Genomic DNA, 14,997 nt, shown 5'->3' with positions numbered 1-14,997 from the left:
AATCGGAAAGGAATGGATCATTATGAAAGATATTATTGAGGTCAGAGGGCTCAGTCTTACGATCGGCAAAACGGCGATATTGAACGATGTGACGGTTTCTCTGGAAGCCGGAAAGATACATGGACTGATCGGCAGAAACGGCAGCGGTAAAACGATGCTGATGAAATGCATATGCGGATTTATCCGACCGACCCGGGGAGTGGTGGTCGTGGACGGGAAGAGAGTTGGAAAGGATGTGGATTTTCCGAAAAATATGGGGATCATCATTGAGACGCCCGGCTTTATTCCGTATTATTCCGGCTACAAAAATCTTAAGCTGCTGGCGGGGCTTCGGAACAAGATTGGCAAAGAGGAGATTATTCAGGCGATGGAGAGGACAGGGCTTGATCCGAAACTGAAGCGGCATGTGAAAAAGTATTCTCTTGGAATGCGGCAGAGGCTGGGTCTGGCACAGGCGATCATGGAGGATCCGGATATTCTGATTCTGGATGAGCCGATGAACGGGCTTGATAAGGACGGGGTTGAGGATATGCGACGGTATCTGATCGACCTGAGAGAGCAGGGGAAAACGATACTGATCGCTTCGCATTCTTCTGAGGATATCTCAGTATTATGTGATGCGGTCTATGAAATGGAGAAGGGTGTATTAGCAAATAGATAGTGGAGAGTGAAATGATAAAAACCAGTGTGATCCGATTTCTAAAAAGTCCCATCAAGGCAGGAGTGCTTCTTGTCTTCTGGGGCTGTGTGTCTTATTTTCTGTTTACGACCAAAATATACTGGAACGAAGTCAATAGACCGATTGATCTGATGATGGAGATTTTACCGTATATTTTTCTGGTTTATCTGGTGATTGCATACGAGTGTTTTTACGACATCAAACGTTTTCATATGGAGGAGCTGCTTCTTGGAAACGGACAACTGCTGCGGGCGCAGGGGAAAGAGTTTGTTGTATTATTAGGGGCGGATCTGCTGGGCTCCGTTTATCTGTTTGCATTTCACATTATGTGTTACAGTCAGGCGGATGTGCTTTGTAAAGCACTTGTCCTGTACACGGTGAGGGTTATCTTTATATACATATTTCTGATGATTCTGGTGGCCATATGTATCGGCTGGGTAATATCACTGGTTACCAGCCGGTTATATGGTCTGGCGTTGATCGCTCTTACATTTTATGTTTTCGATATGAGCTTTTTGTCGCTGTTAAGCAGTATGTCGGACAAGCATGAATTTCTGTGGAAACTGACAACGTTATTTAGCTTTTTCTTTCAAAGCAGACGTGGAATCTGCAGGGATGCGGATTATCTGTTGACGGCAGAAAACGTACATATTTACCGAGCGTTATTTTTTGCGTGTTTCATGCTGGCAATCATATTGTGGAAGCAGGCGGGACGAAAGGCTTGGAGTGTTGTTTCCGGAATGTTGGCAGTGACCTTTCTGGCGTTGTTTTTTCAGCCGACAGGAGCCGTTTATTTTATGATGAATATTCCGAATACATGGGACTCTGTGTCGTATGTGGAACGATACCGGCAGGCGGAATATTCCGATATTTCTCTGACGAAAAAGGGACAGAATAAGAAGGCTTTTCAGGTGGAGAGTTATGATATGAATGTTACGGTGACGGATCAGTTTCAGGCAGAAGCTTGTGTGGTTCCGACAGATGGGACGCAAAAGGAGTATCCGTTCACGCTGCAGTATATTTTTCAGGTTGATCAGGTGACGGATGAGCGGGGAGAGAAGTTGACTTTTGAGCAGGATGAGGATTATCTTCTGGTTCATAATTCCCGTGGGAAGCTGCATTCGATCCGGATTGTTTATCATGGTACGACCAAAGGCTTTTATGCAACGACGCAGGGAATGATGCTACCTGCCAATTATGCATATTATCCGATGCCGGGATGGCACAGGATCTTTTTGGAAAGTGGCGATCCGTATCCGGGGCTGAAAGGAAAGATCGTGGGCGACGACTGCTTTTCAAGGGAGGTATTTTCGGAGGAGACGGATTTTAAAGTGACGCTGCGGTGCAAAGGAAAATATCCGGTTGCCTCGAATCTAAAGACGCTCGCGCAAACAAAGGAGCATGGATTTGTGGTATGGAAGCTTTCCGGGAGAAGTGATGGCATCACGTTGATAGGAAATTCTTATCTTGTGGAGAGGAACATAGAAGGAGTGCGGGTGATATGTTCCCGTCTGGATTGTGAAAATGTTCCGGAGGGAGAAAATGTTTCAAAATATAAAGAGCTTTTTCGCAAAATTGATCAGGAAACGAAATATTCCATGAAAGGGAAAACGTTTATTGTATCGCCGGATTATAATTATATTAACTGGTGCGTTGCAAACGATCACATTGTGGATACTTTGCTGGGAGAACGTGATATCATTGAGACATTAAACACAGGAATGCTGTATCCGGCAGAGGATGATACAGAGGTTAAACTGGGTATCGATAATCGGATAGAATCTTTAGAATAATGAGGGAAGTTTATGGAAACAAGGAATAGCTTGCAGTTAAAAGAGGTCAGAAAATCATTCCGGCGCAAAGAAATCCTGCATGGGATCAGCTGTGATCTGGAGAATGGTGTTTATGGTCTGCTCGGCACAAATGGAGCAGGGAAAACAACTCTGATGAGATGTATGACGGGGTATTATCAATATAAGGGAGATATTATTTTAAATGAAAGCAATGTCCGCAAAATGGGACTCAGGAAAATCGGATATCTTCCGCAGAAGTTTGTCGGATACCCGGAGCTTTCGGTATATCAGATGCTGGAATATTTCTGCAATATCAAAAAGCTTTCGAGAAGAGAGTGGAAGGATCAGATTGATCAGAGTCTGACCTATACGAATCTTGAGGACAAAAGGGACGCAAAGATTAGGACGTTGTCCGGAGGAATGGTGCGAAGAGTGGGAATTGCGCAGGCAATCCTGGGAGATCCGCAAGTGATTCTTTTGGATGAGCCGACATCAGGACTGGATCCGGAGGAACGAAACCGGTTCAAGAATGTCATTGACAATATTTCTGACGGAAGGATTGTTATCTTGTCCACGCATATCGTAGAGGATGTTGAGGCGAGCTGCGATAAAACAATTGTAATGGCAGATGGAAATTTTATTTATCAGGGAGATACCCTGGAGCTTTGCAGATATGCAGCCGGAAGGATCGTCGAGGTGGATGAGGAACAGGTGAAACAGGGAATTGATGGTGAGATTGAGAAGACATATCTCAAAAAGGGAAGAAAAATGCATCGTGTCATTCTGAGAGAAGCTGTTTCAAATGCGCTGGAGTCGACAGTGGAGGATGGTTATATATGCTTATTGAAAAAATAATGAACCGTTTTGACAGGACGGCGTTACAGTGGAGAGGAATGGGACCGTTAAAGTATCTTCCGTTTCTGGTGTGTTATGTTCTGGTTCCGGTTACGATTTACATACTGCAGTCTGCGGGGACAACGTATCATCTGCTGGATACCATGTGGAATCAGATAGCGCTGATCTATCCGATCATGGCGGCGTGGTGGACGGCGCTTTGTGTAGAGCCTGTCATGGGGCAGGAGGGAGAACTGTTCGGCTTATATGAGAGGAATAAATGGGTGGATGTCCTGATTTACTTTGTGCTGTATGACATTATGATCGTACCGGTATGTCTGTGGATCATGAATCGATGGCCGGATTATATCTACCCGGAAGATTTTATTGGTTTATTTATACAATGCTTCTTTTCGGCGTGTCTGGTCTATGGGATTGCATGCCTTGTTCGTTCGGTGGCGGTTTCTTTTTTGGCGATGCTGATCTTTAATCTGTTCCTGAACGGAAGGATTTCGTATATTTTAGTGGATAATCTGGATCTGCAGACCGGCAATATATTCGGACCGGCGGCATTGATCCTTACCGGTGTGATTTTCCTGATCCTGGGTAAGGAGATGCAGGAGAGAGGGAATTTATAATATTTAACTAAGGAATTCTTCGAAGGGGTAAATCTATTTGGGCGTAAACCGGGTGGTTACAAAGGGGACGTGACAAAACGTTTAAAATTTGATAAAATGTAGTCGAAACGAGGTGTCACAGATGAGAGAGACTTATAAGATGAAGCGGTGGATGAGTATCTGCCTGATCGTGGTTTTATTCCTCTCAGGGATGTGTTTTGAGAAGGTCAAGACAGATCCTGAATTTGGCGTGTCCAAAACTGTGACGTCCGGCGTATTCCAGAGTTTGCAGAATCCGACAGACAGTCAGGATATGTGTTCGTCCGAGCAGCTTGGCGATTCGATGCTGCGCAGTACGGGCGAGGTTCTCAGACGGACTGCATCCGGTCAGAGGAACCGTACTTTTTCAAAGCTTAGCTCCTTTGTGAAGCTGGGCGTGGCTGCCGGTGGTGCTTCGGACAATATATTCCGGAGCCGTGCAATGAATGCCGCAGGCGCGATCGTGACGTGTGAGTCAGTGATCATCGCATACATACATCAGCAGGACGGTTCTAAAGGCTGATATCATTCCTATCTATGATGCAATCGGGCAATCTGAGGCATCCGTCAGGGATACCTTTTGCCAGGCACGGCATCATTCTGTTTTCAAGGACGGCAGTATGCCGTTTTCCGTCCGGAATCGGACATTTCAATGTTTTATATGAGGAGTTGCTTCTTCGGGAGAAAGGGGCTTCTTTCAGTATGAATTTTATAAAGGTATGAATTAATATAAACGGAATAAATGCGGCAGCAGGCGGTGGAAGTGGAGAAGCCGGCGGCTGCTGCCGGTGATGCGCCTGCGGTCACGACAGGCTGCAGGCCTTTATTAAGCTGCGTCACGCAGTGAAAGAAAGGTTGATAATCAATGAAAATTTTAGGAATGATATTATTAGGAATTGGAGGAACATTTGGTATTGCACTTGTAGGAGGCACGGTTGTTGGTATGATCGGTGTGATCCTCTACAAGATTTACCGCAAGCTTCGTTATAATATTTCGCTGTACAATTAGAAGTGCTTTAAAGTATGATGCGAGAGGAAGGCGCGATCATGCGGCAAATGGTCTGATAAGGGGGTGTCCAATATTGGGACACCCCCTTTGAAGTGCTAGTGATGTATGAGAAATTATTTTTTTACAGTGATCTGAACAACGACCTTCTTACCGTTGGACAGAGACAGTGTAATCTTACATTTTCCCTTCTTTTTGGCGGTAACAACGCCCTTGCTGTTGACCGTTGCAACCTTAGGGTTGGAGGTCTTTAAACGAACCAGACCGACATAACCCTTTGTGATCGTGTATTTGATCTTCTTTGATTTCTTCACCTTGATCTTCAGCTTTTTCTTGGCAACCGTGATCTTGTAGACCTTCTTCGCCGGTGTGGCAGTTGTGGAAGGGGTGGTTGTCTTGCCCGGAGTCGGTGTCGTGACAGGTGTCCGTGTTGAAGCCGGTGTCTGCGTTGGCACCGGTGTTGCGGTTGGAATCACAACAACCTTTTCGATAACGCCGGACACCGTGAATGGAACCATCACATACAGTCCATCGGCCGTCTCAAGGCGGGCAACGTATTTACCGTTCTTCTTGATCGTTGTTGAAGTGCCGTTGATAACATTTACCCGGTTGGAGGTATTCCAGAATGTGTCGCTCATCACAATGGATGGATCATAATCTCCCTCCATAACACGGATCGTTCCGGTTTCTCCCTGGAAGGTAACGTTGGCACCGGAAGCATCGGCATTCAGTGTGTTGGATGTTACGGAGAAGCGTGGTGCATCCGGAATGAATCCAAGATATGTCGTAAAGGAAAGAGAATTGGTTCCGTTCCAGCGGTTGCCACGGTAATAGTAAGTTCCCGGTGTCAGATAGCAGCTATACATTGTGTCCTGCGTGCTCTGGAGGGTTTTTCCCTTGAAGATACGGGATGTGATCGCCGTGTCAGAGAAAAGCTCCCAAGTGATATAGTCATTTTCGCAAAGAGGCATCGCCAACAGCCAGCCGCTTTCCTCGACAACGAAGCTGTGTACATTACTGTAGCCCTTCCAGTCAGTCGTGATCGTGTCTGTCGTAATGGAAGCTTCTGCGTTGACAGCGGAGGTCAGATCCTCTTTCTTGCTGATGACCGGAACAGTCACATCGGTTGTAATGGTAAAGTCCGGGCGTACATTGGTGTAGCGCAGACCACCGGACTTAGCCGGGATAAAGCCGATGAAGGAAGAGATTGTCAGGGGATTGGTTCCGTTCCAGCGGGATGCCTGATAGTAGTATGTACCGGCGGCTATCGTATAAGAAGAAATCTCGTCGCGGCTGGAATCGCAGCCGTCCGCCTTAAACACAGGAGTCGTTTTGGCAAGGTCCATATAGACGGTGCCTTTGGCATAGCCCTCCGGGCTGATCGGTGCCACAAGAAGTGTACCCGGACATGGGAGGTTGATCTCATACAGAGGTGTATCTCCGCTCCAGTCCGTTTCAATGATATCCTGCGAGCTTGCCGGATAGTCGTTGTCAATGTAGCTGCGGAAATCCGCTACGTTTTCCACAATGGCATAATCAAGTGCCTGAATCACGTCAGCCGCTGCGGCATGTTGTGGCTTCGCTGCGTAGAAATCGCCGGAGGTAATCACCATGGCGGCGGACAAGGCGCAGACGATGATGTTTCGGAAAAGTTTGTTTCTTTTTTTCATAAATGCCCTCATTTCTTTCATTTGTTCATGTGTTTCGTGTCAAAATGCTTCGATTTAAGTATATGGGAAAAGAAATGGGAAGTCAATGGAAATGGAGGGTGATGAGAAAATTTTACATGGATTACATATCCTCTTGATCATATTAACATCGAGGGGGATAAACTTATATGTTGATAAAACAATGTTTATATTGTTTTTTACATGAATCCAATCATCTTCCGGCTGGAGATGTTAAAAAGTTGCAGGGAGAAGAAAATTACCGCTTGCGGGTAGGAGATTATCGTATAGTATTTAATAACGATGGTTTTGTTTTGTACATAATTAGAATTGATAGTCGGGGACTGGTTTATAAAAGATATGAGGTATTTATATGTCAGCAATTAAGGAACGAATTATGGGAGCGGTTGCTGTTATGAATGATAATGAGGCTGAGATTGTGTGGAATTTGATCATCCATAATTTTCCGCTACGTTCTTGGGATAATATAGAGACTGTTGCACCTGACGAGTGGGACAGAGTGATGTTGAGGGAAATACATGATGATCCGGATTGCAAAGAATTTGTTTCGAGTGAGGCTGCACTGAAAGAATTAGGTTTGTAGGCAGTATCAGGAGGCTGAATCGACATAATATATTGCTATAAAAGGTAACACCTTGCATAAAAGCGGAGGTGTTACCTTTTTCGTATTTTGATCCTTTTTACTCAAGCGAACGCTTTGATAATTATTTCGTCAAGACAATTCATGTCATCCAATTATCTGTAAACGATTTTTCGTTCCTGCATATATTAAAAGTATCACGGAAATATTCCTGATATTTCAAAAAAGCAGAAAGGAAGTATATCTATGAACTCAATGAATGGATGCCGCGGGAATATGGGATGCCGCGGAAACAGAAATTGTCGTGCCGTTCCGGAATCCTGCGACTGCATGCCGGACAATGTCCCATCCTGCAATATGACTCCTCAGGACGCCGCATGCCGCACGGCAGAGGGACAATGCCGGAATGATTCTGCCGGTGACAGCTGTACCGATCCTCTTTACGGCATGCCTCTCGCCATCGGCTATGTCCCGTGGCAGCAGTGGCGCAAAATCTACGATCCGGCAGACGGTCTCGCCAATGGAACGATCTTTCCGGAATTGAATTTGCAATTTTATGGATGCATCCCGCAGGGCTGCGCAAAAGGAGGCAGATTATGAGCAAGGATCAGATGCGATTACTGAAATATATCTCCCAAGTCAGCTTTGCTCTGACGGAGACAAACCTCTATCTGGACACCCACCCATGCGATAAGGTAGCACTGAGTTATTATCAGATGGTAAAAAAGCAGCGTGAGGAGGCAGTGCAGGAATACAGCGAGAAGTATGGACCGCTTCAGGCGGATCAGGTAAACTGCAAGGATTACTGGACATGGGTTGAAACCCCGTGGCCATGGGAGCTGTGACATTTACCGGCTCGCGTTTCTGACATTTTAATTTCATATTTAATAAAATAGAATGGAGTTTGTCATATGTTTAATTATGAAAAAAGACTGGAATATCCGGTTCATATTACCAGGACAGATCCGAAGGCGGCGATGGTGATCATCAGTCAGTACGGCGGTCCGGATGGGGAAGCCGGGGCTGCATTTCGTTATCTTTCACAGCGCTATTCCATGGAAGACCGCAAGGTTGCCGGTGCGCTGACGGACATCGGCACAGAGGAGCTCGGTCACCTTGAGATTGTTGCCACGATCATCCACCAGCTCACGAAGGATCTGACACCGGAGGAGATCAAGGCATCAGGCTTTGATAAATATTATATTGACCATACGCTTGCAATCTGGCCGCAGGCTGCCAGTGGGGAGCCGTTCAGTGCCAGCCAGTTTCAGAGTACCGGTGACACGATCACAGATCTCTACGAAAATATGGCTGCGGAGCAGAAAGCACGTCTGACCTACGATAACATTCTGCGCATTATCAAGGATCCTGAAATTGCTGATCCGATCCGTTTCCTGCGAATGCGTGAGATCGTGCATTTCCAGCGTTTCGGGGAATGTCTGCGCCGCATTCAGGATCAGAGAAATCCTAAGAACTTCTACGCATACAATCCACAGATTGATAAGAAGAAATGTTAGTGTAAATGAATGATCCGTATCGGATCTTTGTTGTACCGGAGAAATATTTTCGGAATTTTGCATTGCAACGTAAAATCGGTATCGCTATATTGCGATGGCATGAAAGAGAAGCAGCGTGCCGGCGGATCATTATGTGTCTGCCGGTACAGCTGCTTTTTTGAGTGATATTTTCCGCAAAGACGTCTTTTCCCAATCCTGACTTGCATTTTTGCCAGAAAATATTATACTTAAAGAGATAATGACAAACTCTGCAATAAAATGACAGAATGCACGCACACAGACGACATAGAGCGGTGTGTGGGATTGGAGGAAAAATGAAAGAGCTAAAGCCGATGAAAGAAGGAAAGGTACGCGAGATTTATGACAATGGAGACAGCCTGATCATGGTTGCAACGGATCGAATCAGTTGTTTCGATGTGATCCTTCACAACGAAGTAACCAAAAAGGGAACTGTATTGACTCAGATGTCAAAGTTCTGGTTTGATCTGACACAGGATATTTTGCCGAATCACATGATCTCAGTCGATGTGAAGGATATGCCGGAATTCTTCCAGCAGCCGAAGTTTGACGGTAACAGCATGATGTGCCGCAAGCTGGAGATGCTTCCAATCGAGTGTATCGTTCGAGGATATATCACCGGAAGCGGCTGGGCAAGTTATCAGGAGAATGGCACGGTTTGTGGCATTAAGCTGCCGGAGGGACTGAAGGAGTCCGATAAGCTTCCTGAGCCGATCTACACACCATCTACAAAGGCAGAGATCGGTGATCATGATGAGAATATTTCTTATGAGCAGAGCGTGGCTCATCTCGAGAAGTATTTCCCGGGCAAGGGCGAGGAGTATGCACAGAAGCTTCGTGATTACACGATCGCATTATATAAGAAGTGCGCCGATTACGCACTGGAGAAGGGGATCATCATTGCTGATACAAAGTTTGAGTTTGGTCTTGATGAGAACGGTAACATTGTTCTGGGTGACGAGATGCTGACTCCGGACAGCTCAAGATTCTGGCCGGCAGAGGGCTATGAGCCGGGACATGGTCAGCCATCCTTTGATAAGCAGTTTGCGCGTGACTGGCTCAAGGCGAATCCGGACAACGACTGGACTCTTCCAGAGGATATTGTGGAGAAGACCATTTCCAAGTATCTTCAGGCATATGAGCTGCTGACCGGTGAGAAGCTGTAATTGATATATGGATATAAGACACGATCGCCGCAAATGTGTGATAAGCCCCTTACGAGTGAGAGGATAGGGGAACTTAAAGTGGGTCTGCCTAAAGCAAATACAATGAGGCTTGGACCAAAGGCGGGCTTAAGAAAGGAAGATTATTGTGAATATGACAGAATTTGAGGGTTACCGCTACGTAGACGGCGGTGTTTGTGCCGCACAGGGCTTTCAGGCGAATGGTCTGAACTGCGGACTGAACCCGGACAAAAATAAAAATGATCTTGGTATGGTGTTTAGCAAGGAGCCGTGTGAGACGGCGGCCGTATATACACAGAATAAGGTGAAGGGTGCTCCAATCCGTGTGACGAAGAAGCATCTGGCAGCTGGCAATGGAGTGACGCATGCGATCCTTGTCAACTCTAAGAATGCCAACACCGGTAATGCCGATGGCGAGAAGGTGGCAGCAGAGACATCAAAGCTTGCAGCAGAGGCTCTTGGCATTGATGAGGCGCAGGTGGTTGTTGCTTCGACCGGTGTGATCGGTCAGCTGATGCCGGTTGCTCCGTTTGCGGATCACATGAAGGCGCTTGTGGACGGGCTGAGTGAGTCAGGTCATGAGAAAGCTGCCACAGCGATCATGACAACGGACACAGTCAGGAAAGAGGTTGCTGTGGAGTTTGAGATTGACGGTAAGAAGTGCTGCCTCGGTGGTATGGCAAAGGGAAGCGGCATGATCCATCCGAATATGGCAACTACGCTGAATTTTATCACCTCGGATGTGGCAATTTCCCATCAGATGATCCAGAAGGCACTGGATGAGATCGTTAAGATCACATACAACTGTCTGAGTATTGACGGCGATACCTCTACCAATGATATGGTGAGTGTTATGGCAAATGGTCTTGCCGGCAACGCTACGATCAGCACTGAGGAGGCAGAGGGCTTCGCGGTATTTAAGCAGGCGCTTTATATTGTCATGATGAATATGACACGGATGCTGGCAAAGGACGGCGAGGGAGCAACGAAACTTTTAGAATGCTCCTGCAAGGGCGCTCCGGATCAGGAGACAGCGATCATTGTTGCCAAGAGCGTGATTCGTTCCCCTCTCTTTAAATGTGCGATGTTTGGAGAGGATGCAAACTGGGGACGTGTTCTTTGTGCGATCGGCTACGCAGATGCAGACTTTGCGATTGACACGATGGATGTGGATCTTTCGTCAACGGCGGGTACGCTTGAGGTATGCAGAAACGGTGCCGGTATTGATTTCTCTGAGGAATTTGCGGCAAAGGTACTGGCAGAGGATGAGATTTACATCGACATTGATTTAAAGCAGGGTGATGGCTCAGCAAAGGCATGGGGTTGTGATCTGACCTATGATTATGTTAAAATAAACGGTGATTATCGCTCATAAATGTCAAAGAAGGCTTTGGCGTTCAATAAAGGAAAGGCGGAAAAGAACAGATGAAGTATATTTATGGGGTAGACCTTGGTGGAACAACAGTGAAAATGGGGCTTTTTGATGGTGAGGGCAATATGCTCGAGAAGTGGGAGATCGTTACCCGTAAGGAGAATAACGGTGAGCAGATCCTGCCGGACATTGCAAAGGCGATTGCAGATAAGAACGAGGAGAAGTCAATTGCGAAGGAAGATATTCTTGGTATCGGCATGGGTGTGCCGGGACCGATCACAGAGGACGGCAGAGTGCTTAAATGTGCTAACCTCGGCTGGGGAATTTTCTCGGTTGCAGATGAGCTTCGCAAGCTGACCGGCGTTGAGAAGATCAAGGTCGGTAATGACGCCAATGTTGCAGCACTCGGCGAGCAGTGGAAGGGTGGCGGCAGAGGCTTTGACAGTATCGTTATGGTGACACTCGGAACCGGTGTCGGCGGTGGGATCATTCTGAATGGAAAGATCTTAACCGGAAGTAACGGCGCGGCAGGTGAGATCGGTCATCTTTTTGTAAATCCACACGAGACACGTACCTGCGGCTGTGGCAAGAAAGGATGTCTGGAGCAGTATTCTTCGGCAACCGGCATTACCAGAATGTCTGCAGAGAAGCTCGAGAGCACAGATACACCGTCAGAACTCAGACAGTATGATCATCCGATCACCGGTCTGGAGCTGTTTAAGGCGTATAAGAACGATGACGCACTTGCCAAAGAGATCGTAGATACCTTCTCAAGTTATCTTGGAAAGGGATTGTCCCATGTGGCAGCAGTGGTTGATCCACAGGCGTTCGTCATTGGCGGCGGTGTTTCCAAGAATGGACAGATCGTGCTGGATGTCGTACAGGAGAAGTATGAGCAGGATGTTATGTTTGCACTGAAGGGCAAGCAGTTCCGTCTGGCGGAGCTTGGCAACGATGCCGGCATGTATGGCGCAGTACGAATGGTATTATCGTAATTTATTTTACGGTTTTTCGTGAAAAATAAGCCGAATCCCTTTATTTTTATAGAAAAATGTGTTATAATCTATCTATATAGCGGATAAGTGGCACGGGATTTTGAAGCTGACATATATTTATAGAAAGCAGAGGTGATTATTGTGTTTGATTTTTTAAAGAAAAAGGAAACTTGGAAGGCGACATTTAAGACATTAGGTTCGGCGTACAGCTATGCAAAGGTAGGTGACACAATCATCTTGCAGGAGCCAGATTCAGATCTTTCCGAGGTGCAGTTCCAGCGTAAGTTGGAGGAGGCAATGTATAAGTTTAAAGTCGAAATTACACAGGGACCATCTCATACGGAGGGATTTTGGCAGGTAGAACTGGTACGTGCCTGATTATTAGCTGTCCGGAGATGTAGCTGATGAAGAGATGAGCTCGATAAGCGCGTAAGCGGTGTCGGGCTCCTTTTTCGCATTTAGGGGGATTTGATAAAGGAGAACTTGTATGGAGATGAAAAGGATTGCAAGGATCCATACGGATTTTGCATCGAAGTTTGGTGTCCCGAGACAGAGCGGTCTTGTGCCGCAGCTACAAGGCAGGATTGTTTTTGAACCGGAGTACCGTAACGCGGATGCGGTTCGCGGCATGGAGGACTTCTCACATTTGTGGTTGGTGTGGGAGTTTTCTGAGGCGGTGCGAAAGGGATGGTCGCCGACGGTACGTCCGCCACGTCTGGGAGGTAATCGGAGGATGGGGGTGTTTGCAACACGTTCTCCGTTTCGTCCGAATCCGATTGCACTCTCCTGCGTGAAGCTCGAGCGGATTGAGAGGGAAGGACCGGAGGCTCCGGTGATATGGGTGTCAGGTGTGGATATGATGGACGGGACGCCGATTTATGATATTAAGCCATATCTTCCATATGCGGACAGCGTTCCGGACGCTCAGGCGGGTTTTACCGGGCATACACAGGCAAGGATGGTTTCTGTGGTACTTCCATCGGAGGTCGCTGCAGCAAGCGGGCTGCCTGCGGACAAGCTTCTGGCGTTGACGAAGGTGCTGGAGCAGGATCCAAGACCGCGTTACCAGCAGGATCCGGAGCGGGTCTATGGCATGACCTTTGCCGGACATGAAGTGCGGTTTGTGGTACAGAAAGATATATTATATGTGAAGGATATTGATGCGAAAGGAGCAGAAAGTAATGAATTATCAGAAAGCGATCACGTTTAGTTATGATGATGGAATAGAATCTGACCGGAAGCTGGTGGAGATCTTCAACCGATACGGCATGAAATGTACGTTTAACCTGAATACAGGGATCCAGAGCAGAGAAAGCCATTTTGATATTGACGGTAAGGAAATCTACCGGATGGATCAGGAGACGATCGGGGATCTTTATCAGGGGCATGAGATTGCCGTTCATGGACTCACCCACTGTGCCCCAGTTGATCTGAGCGAGGAGCAGATGGATCAGGAGTATCAGACAGACATTGACAACATTGTAAGGCTTTATGGACAGAGACCGGTAGGCATGGCGTATGCCTATGGTGCGTACGATGAGGCGACAGTCGATTACCTGCTGCGTCACGGCATCCGTTACGGCCGCACTGTGGAAGCGACACACGGCTTTGCGGTACCGGAGAAGCCGATCCTCTTAAAAGCAACCTGTCATCACGACGATGAGCAGTTGTTTGAACTGGCGCAGAAGTTTATTGATGTGGAGCCTGCACCGGGCGAGAAGCTGTTATTCTACATCTGGGGACATAGCTACGAATATTATGTGAAGGATAATTGGGATCGTCTCGAACAGCTTTGCCGGATGTTTGAGGGACAAGATGACATCTTCCGCGGCACCAACCGGGAATGCCTGGAAATGTTCGGTTCAATCTGAATTTTGGGCAATCTGAATCTGGAAAGCGGAGAAACAATATGTCTCTCCGCTCCTTTTTTACATTATAGGAAACGAGTTTCCTATTAATGTAAAAAAGCTCCGCGAGGATGCGATCACCGCACAGAGGAAGATTACATATGCAATTGTGCGGTGACGCACAAAGTGGGCTTGTCCACTTTGTTCTGGCATAGGAAAATGCTCGTAACGTGGTGGAATGCCAACGAGAATTGCGAAGCAATTCTTGGAGGGCAAAACGCTGGTTTTGCCCTTTTGTTCTAGAAAGCTGTTCGTAACGCAGTCAAAACAAGGGCAAAGCATCAGCTTTGCCCTTGTGACTTCTGCGGTTCAATCCTTATCCCAGAAATGGAAACCAATCACGATACCACCAACGATCACGATCAGCCCAAGGATACATACAGCACTTAAAGTTAATCCGGTTGTCATTGCAATCACCTCCTATATGATTCTAATATTGATATTGGTTCGAAAGAAATTCCGTTTCCGATAATACACAGGATTGGCTCATCAAATGATGTTCTATTCATATGTGGTATTATATCACGAAATGTTGCATGGAAATAAAAATAATTTACTCAAACTTCGCACACCGATTAGTTGATTGCGCCCATACTATTTCTTATGTCCGAAGCCTAATTTGGTTTTTTGCCTTGATTTTTTGAACAACCGTGAGCTGGTGGTATTAAAATTGTCTTGTCACTTACGGATTTCAAAAAGTCTAATTGCTTTGCTGCTTTGATTTTTGATAAACGCATCCTGCCGTACTCGCTCCGAGGTGGGATTCAG

General features: G+C 46.6%; 17 protein-coding genes. 16 read left to right on the top strand and 1 reads right to left on the bottom strand.

Features of this window, described 5'->3' with window-relative positions; all coding sequences use genetic code 11:
• The first annotated feature begins 22 nt into the window (after window positions 1–22).
• The 6 genes from DXA20_RS11240 (at window position 23) to DXA20_RS16210 (ending at window position 4,971) form a co-directional block, all read left to right on the top strand.
• Window positions 23–661 carry an ATP-binding cassette domain-containing protein gene (locus DXA20_RS11240; protein WP_022305842.1) on the top strand — a complete coding sequence of 213 codons (639 nt, stop codon included), beginning with the start codon at window positions 23–25 and terminating at the stop codon, window positions 659–661.
• Between the two features lie 11 nt (window positions 662–672).
• Window positions 673–2,472, top strand: a complete 1,800-nt coding sequence (locus DXA20_RS11235) for a DUF998 domain-containing protein (protein ID WP_147403745.1) — start codon at window positions 673–675, stop codon at window positions 2,470–2,472.
• Window positions 2,473–2,484: 12 nt separating this feature from the next.
• Window positions 2,485–3,327 (top strand): ATP-binding cassette domain-containing protein, encoded by an 843-nt coding sequence (locus tag DXA20_RS11230; RefSeq protein ID WP_118560844.1) that lies wholly within the window; start codon window positions 2,485–2,487, stop codon window positions 3,325–3,327.
• Window positions 3,309–3,944: a hypothetical protein gene (locus DXA20_RS11225; RefSeq protein WP_118560842.1), complete on the top strand. Its 636-nt coding sequence runs from the start codon at window positions 3,309–3,311 to the stop codon at window positions 3,942–3,944. Before DXA20_RS11230 ends, DXA20_RS11225 begins: the two co-directional genes overlap by 19 nt.
• A gap of 121 nt (window positions 3,945–4,065) precedes the next feature.
• A complete protein-coding gene (locus DXA20_RS11220; protein WP_022305847.1) occupies window positions 4,066–4,485 on the top strand; it encodes a hypothetical protein in 420 nt (139 codons plus the stop codon).
• A 342-nt stretch (window positions 4,486–4,827) separates the two neighbouring features.
• Window positions 4,828–4,971 (top strand): hypothetical protein, encoded by a 144-nt coding sequence (locus DXA20_RS16210; RefSeq protein ID WP_022305848.1) that lies wholly within the window; start codon window positions 4,828–4,830, stop codon window positions 4,969–4,971.
• Between the two features lie 113 nt (window positions 4,972–5,084).
• Here DXA20_RS16210 and DXA20_RS11210 read toward each other — a convergent pair whose 3' ends face one another.
• Complete coding sequence (locus DXA20_RS11210; protein ID WP_158577215.1) at window positions 5,085–6,638, bottom strand: Ig-like domain-containing protein; 1,554 nt, start codon at window positions 6,636–6,638, stop codon at window positions 5,085–5,087.
• Between the two features lie 370 nt (window positions 6,639–7,008).
• Between DXA20_RS11210 and DXA20_RS11205 the strand changes: the two genes are divergently transcribed.
• The 10 genes from DXA20_RS11205 (at window position 7,009) to DXA20_RS11160 (ending at window position 14,193) form a co-directional block, all read left to right on the top strand.
• Complete coding sequence (locus DXA20_RS11205) at window positions 7,009–7,239, top strand: hypothetical protein (RefSeq protein WP_118560836.1); 231 nt, start codon at window positions 7,009–7,011, stop codon at window positions 7,237–7,239.
• 243 nt (window positions 7,240–7,482) lie between these two features.
• Window positions 7,483–7,836 (top strand): spore coat associated protein CotJA, encoded by a 354-nt coding sequence (locus DXA20_RS17895; protein ID WP_022305851.1) that lies wholly within the window; start codon window positions 7,483–7,485, stop codon window positions 7,834–7,836.
• Entirely contained in the window at window positions 7,833–8,081 is a 249-nt protein-coding gene (locus DXA20_RS11195) for a spore coat protein CotJB (protein ID WP_022305852.1), read from the top strand. Before DXA20_RS17895 ends, DXA20_RS11195 begins: the two co-directional genes overlap by 4 nt.
• A gap of 66 nt (window positions 8,082–8,147) precedes the next feature.
• A complete protein-coding gene (locus DXA20_RS11190; RefSeq protein WP_022305853.1) occupies window positions 8,148–8,753 on the top strand; it encodes a manganese catalase family protein in 606 nt (201 codons plus the stop codon).
• 314 nt (window positions 8,754–9,067) lie between these two features.
• Window positions 9,068–9,937: a phosphoribosylaminoimidazolesuccinocarboxamide synthase gene (locus DXA20_RS11185; RefSeq protein WP_022305854.1), complete on the top strand. Its 870-nt coding sequence runs from the start codon at window positions 9,068–9,070 to the stop codon at window positions 9,935–9,937.
• 151 nt (window positions 9,938–10,088) lie between these two features.
• Window positions 10,089–11,330, top strand: coding sequence for a bifunctional glutamate N-acetyltransferase/amino-acid acetyltransferase ArgJ (gene argJ, locus DXA20_RS11180; protein ID WP_118560926.1), 1,242 nt, complete (start codon window positions 10,089–10,091; stop codon window positions 11,328–11,330).
• A gap of 50 nt (window positions 11,331–11,380) precedes the next feature.
• Window positions 11,381–12,322: an ROK family glucokinase gene (locus DXA20_RS11175; protein WP_022305856.1), complete on the top strand. Its 942-nt coding sequence runs from the start codon at window positions 11,381–11,383 to the stop codon at window positions 12,320–12,322.
• A gap of 141 nt (window positions 12,323–12,463) precedes the next feature.
• Entirely contained in the window at window positions 12,464–12,700 is a 237-nt protein-coding gene (locus tag DXA20_RS11170) for a hypothetical protein (protein ID WP_022305857.1), read from the top strand.
• A 109-nt stretch (window positions 12,701–12,809) separates the two neighbouring features.
• Window positions 12,810–13,532: a tRNA (N6-threonylcarbamoyladenosine(37)-N6)-methyltransferase TrmO gene (gene tsaA, locus DXA20_RS11165; protein ID WP_243100635.1), complete on the top strand. Its 723-nt coding sequence runs from the start codon at window positions 12,810–12,812 to the stop codon at window positions 13,530–13,532.
• Window positions 13,504–14,193: a polysaccharide deacetylase family protein gene (locus DXA20_RS11160; protein ID WP_158577214.1), complete on the top strand. Its 690-nt coding sequence runs from the start codon at window positions 13,504–13,506 to the stop codon at window positions 14,191–14,193. The genes tsaA and DXA20_RS11160 overlap by 29 nt, the downstream gene beginning before the upstream one ends.
• The last annotated feature ends 804 nt before the right edge of the window (window positions 14,194–14,997 follow it).

Origin of the sequence: Roseburia sp. AM59-24XD (genome assembly GCF_003478445.1) — a bacterium.
Classification (GTDB): domain Bacteria; phylum Bacillota; class Clostridia; order Lachnospirales; family Lachnospiraceae; genus Jutongia.
Note: the sequence above shows the minus strand (reverse complement) of the source record. Positions and strands in the feature narration are given on the sequence as shown.

What these genes read in the sequence shown, in the direction of transcription:
- DXA20_RS11225 (WP_118560842.1), top strand. Translation starts at nt 3,309, where the DNA reads ATGCTTATTGAAAAAATAATGAACCGTTTTGACAGGACGGCGTTACAG.
- DXA20_RS11195 (WP_022305852.1), top strand. Translation starts at nt 7,833, where the DNA reads ATGAGCAAGGATCAGATGCGATTACTGAAATATATCTCCCAAGTCAGC.
- DXA20_RS11175 (WP_022305856.1), top strand. Translation starts at nt 11,381, where the DNA reads ATGAAGTATATTTATGGGGTAGACCTTGGTGGAACAACAGTGAAAATG.
- DXA20_RS11220 (WP_022305847.1), top strand. Translation starts at nt 4,066, where the DNA reads ATGAGAGAGACTTATAAGATGAAGCGGTGGATGAGTATCTGCCTGATC.
- DXA20_RS11190 (WP_022305853.1), top strand. Translation starts at nt 8,148, where the DNA reads ATGTTTAATTATGAAAAAAGACTGGAATATCCGGTTCATATTACCAGG.
- DXA20_RS11230 (WP_118560844.1), top strand. Translation starts at nt 2,485, where the DNA reads ATGGAAACAAGGAATAGCTTGCAGTTAAAAGAGGTCAGAAAATCATTC.
- DXA20_RS11240 (WP_022305842.1), top strand. Translation starts at nt 23, where the DNA reads ATGAAAGATATTATTGAGGTCAGAGGGCTCAGTCTTACGATCGGCAAA.
- DXA20_RS17895 (WP_022305851.1), top strand. Translation starts at nt 7,483, where the DNA reads ATGAACTCAATGAATGGATGCCGCGGGAATATGGGATGCCGCGGAAAC.
- DXA20_RS11235 (WP_147403745.1), top strand. Translation starts at nt 673, where the DNA reads ATGATAAAAACCAGTGTGATCCGATTTCTAAAAAGTCCCATCAAGGCA.
- argJ (WP_118560926.1), top strand. Translation starts at nt 10,089, where the DNA reads ATGACAGAATTTGAGGGTTACCGCTACGTAGACGGCGGTGTTTGTGCC.
- tsaA (WP_243100635.1), top strand. Translation starts at nt 12,810, where the DNA reads ATGGAGATGAAAAGGATTGCAAGGATCCATACGGATTTTGCATCGAAG.
- DXA20_RS11210 (WP_158577215.1), bottom strand. Translation starts at nt 6,638, where the DNA reads ATGAAAAAAAGAAACAAACTTTTCCGAAACATCATCGTCTGCGCCTTG.
- DXA20_RS11160 (WP_158577214.1), top strand. Translation starts at nt 13,504, where the DNA reads ATGAATTATCAGAAAGCGATCACGTTTAGTTATGATGATGGAATAGAA.
- DXA20_RS16210 (WP_022305848.1), top strand. Translation starts at nt 4,828, where the DNA reads ATGAAAATTTTAGGAATGATATTATTAGGAATTGGAGGAACATTTGGT.
- DXA20_RS11205 (WP_118560836.1), top strand. Translation starts at nt 7,009, where the DNA reads ATGTCAGCAATTAAGGAACGAATTATGGGAGCGGTTGCTGTTATGAAT.
- DXA20_RS11185 (WP_022305854.1), top strand. Translation starts at nt 9,068, where the DNA reads ATGAAAGAGCTAAAGCCGATGAAAGAAGGAAAGGTACGCGAGATTTAT.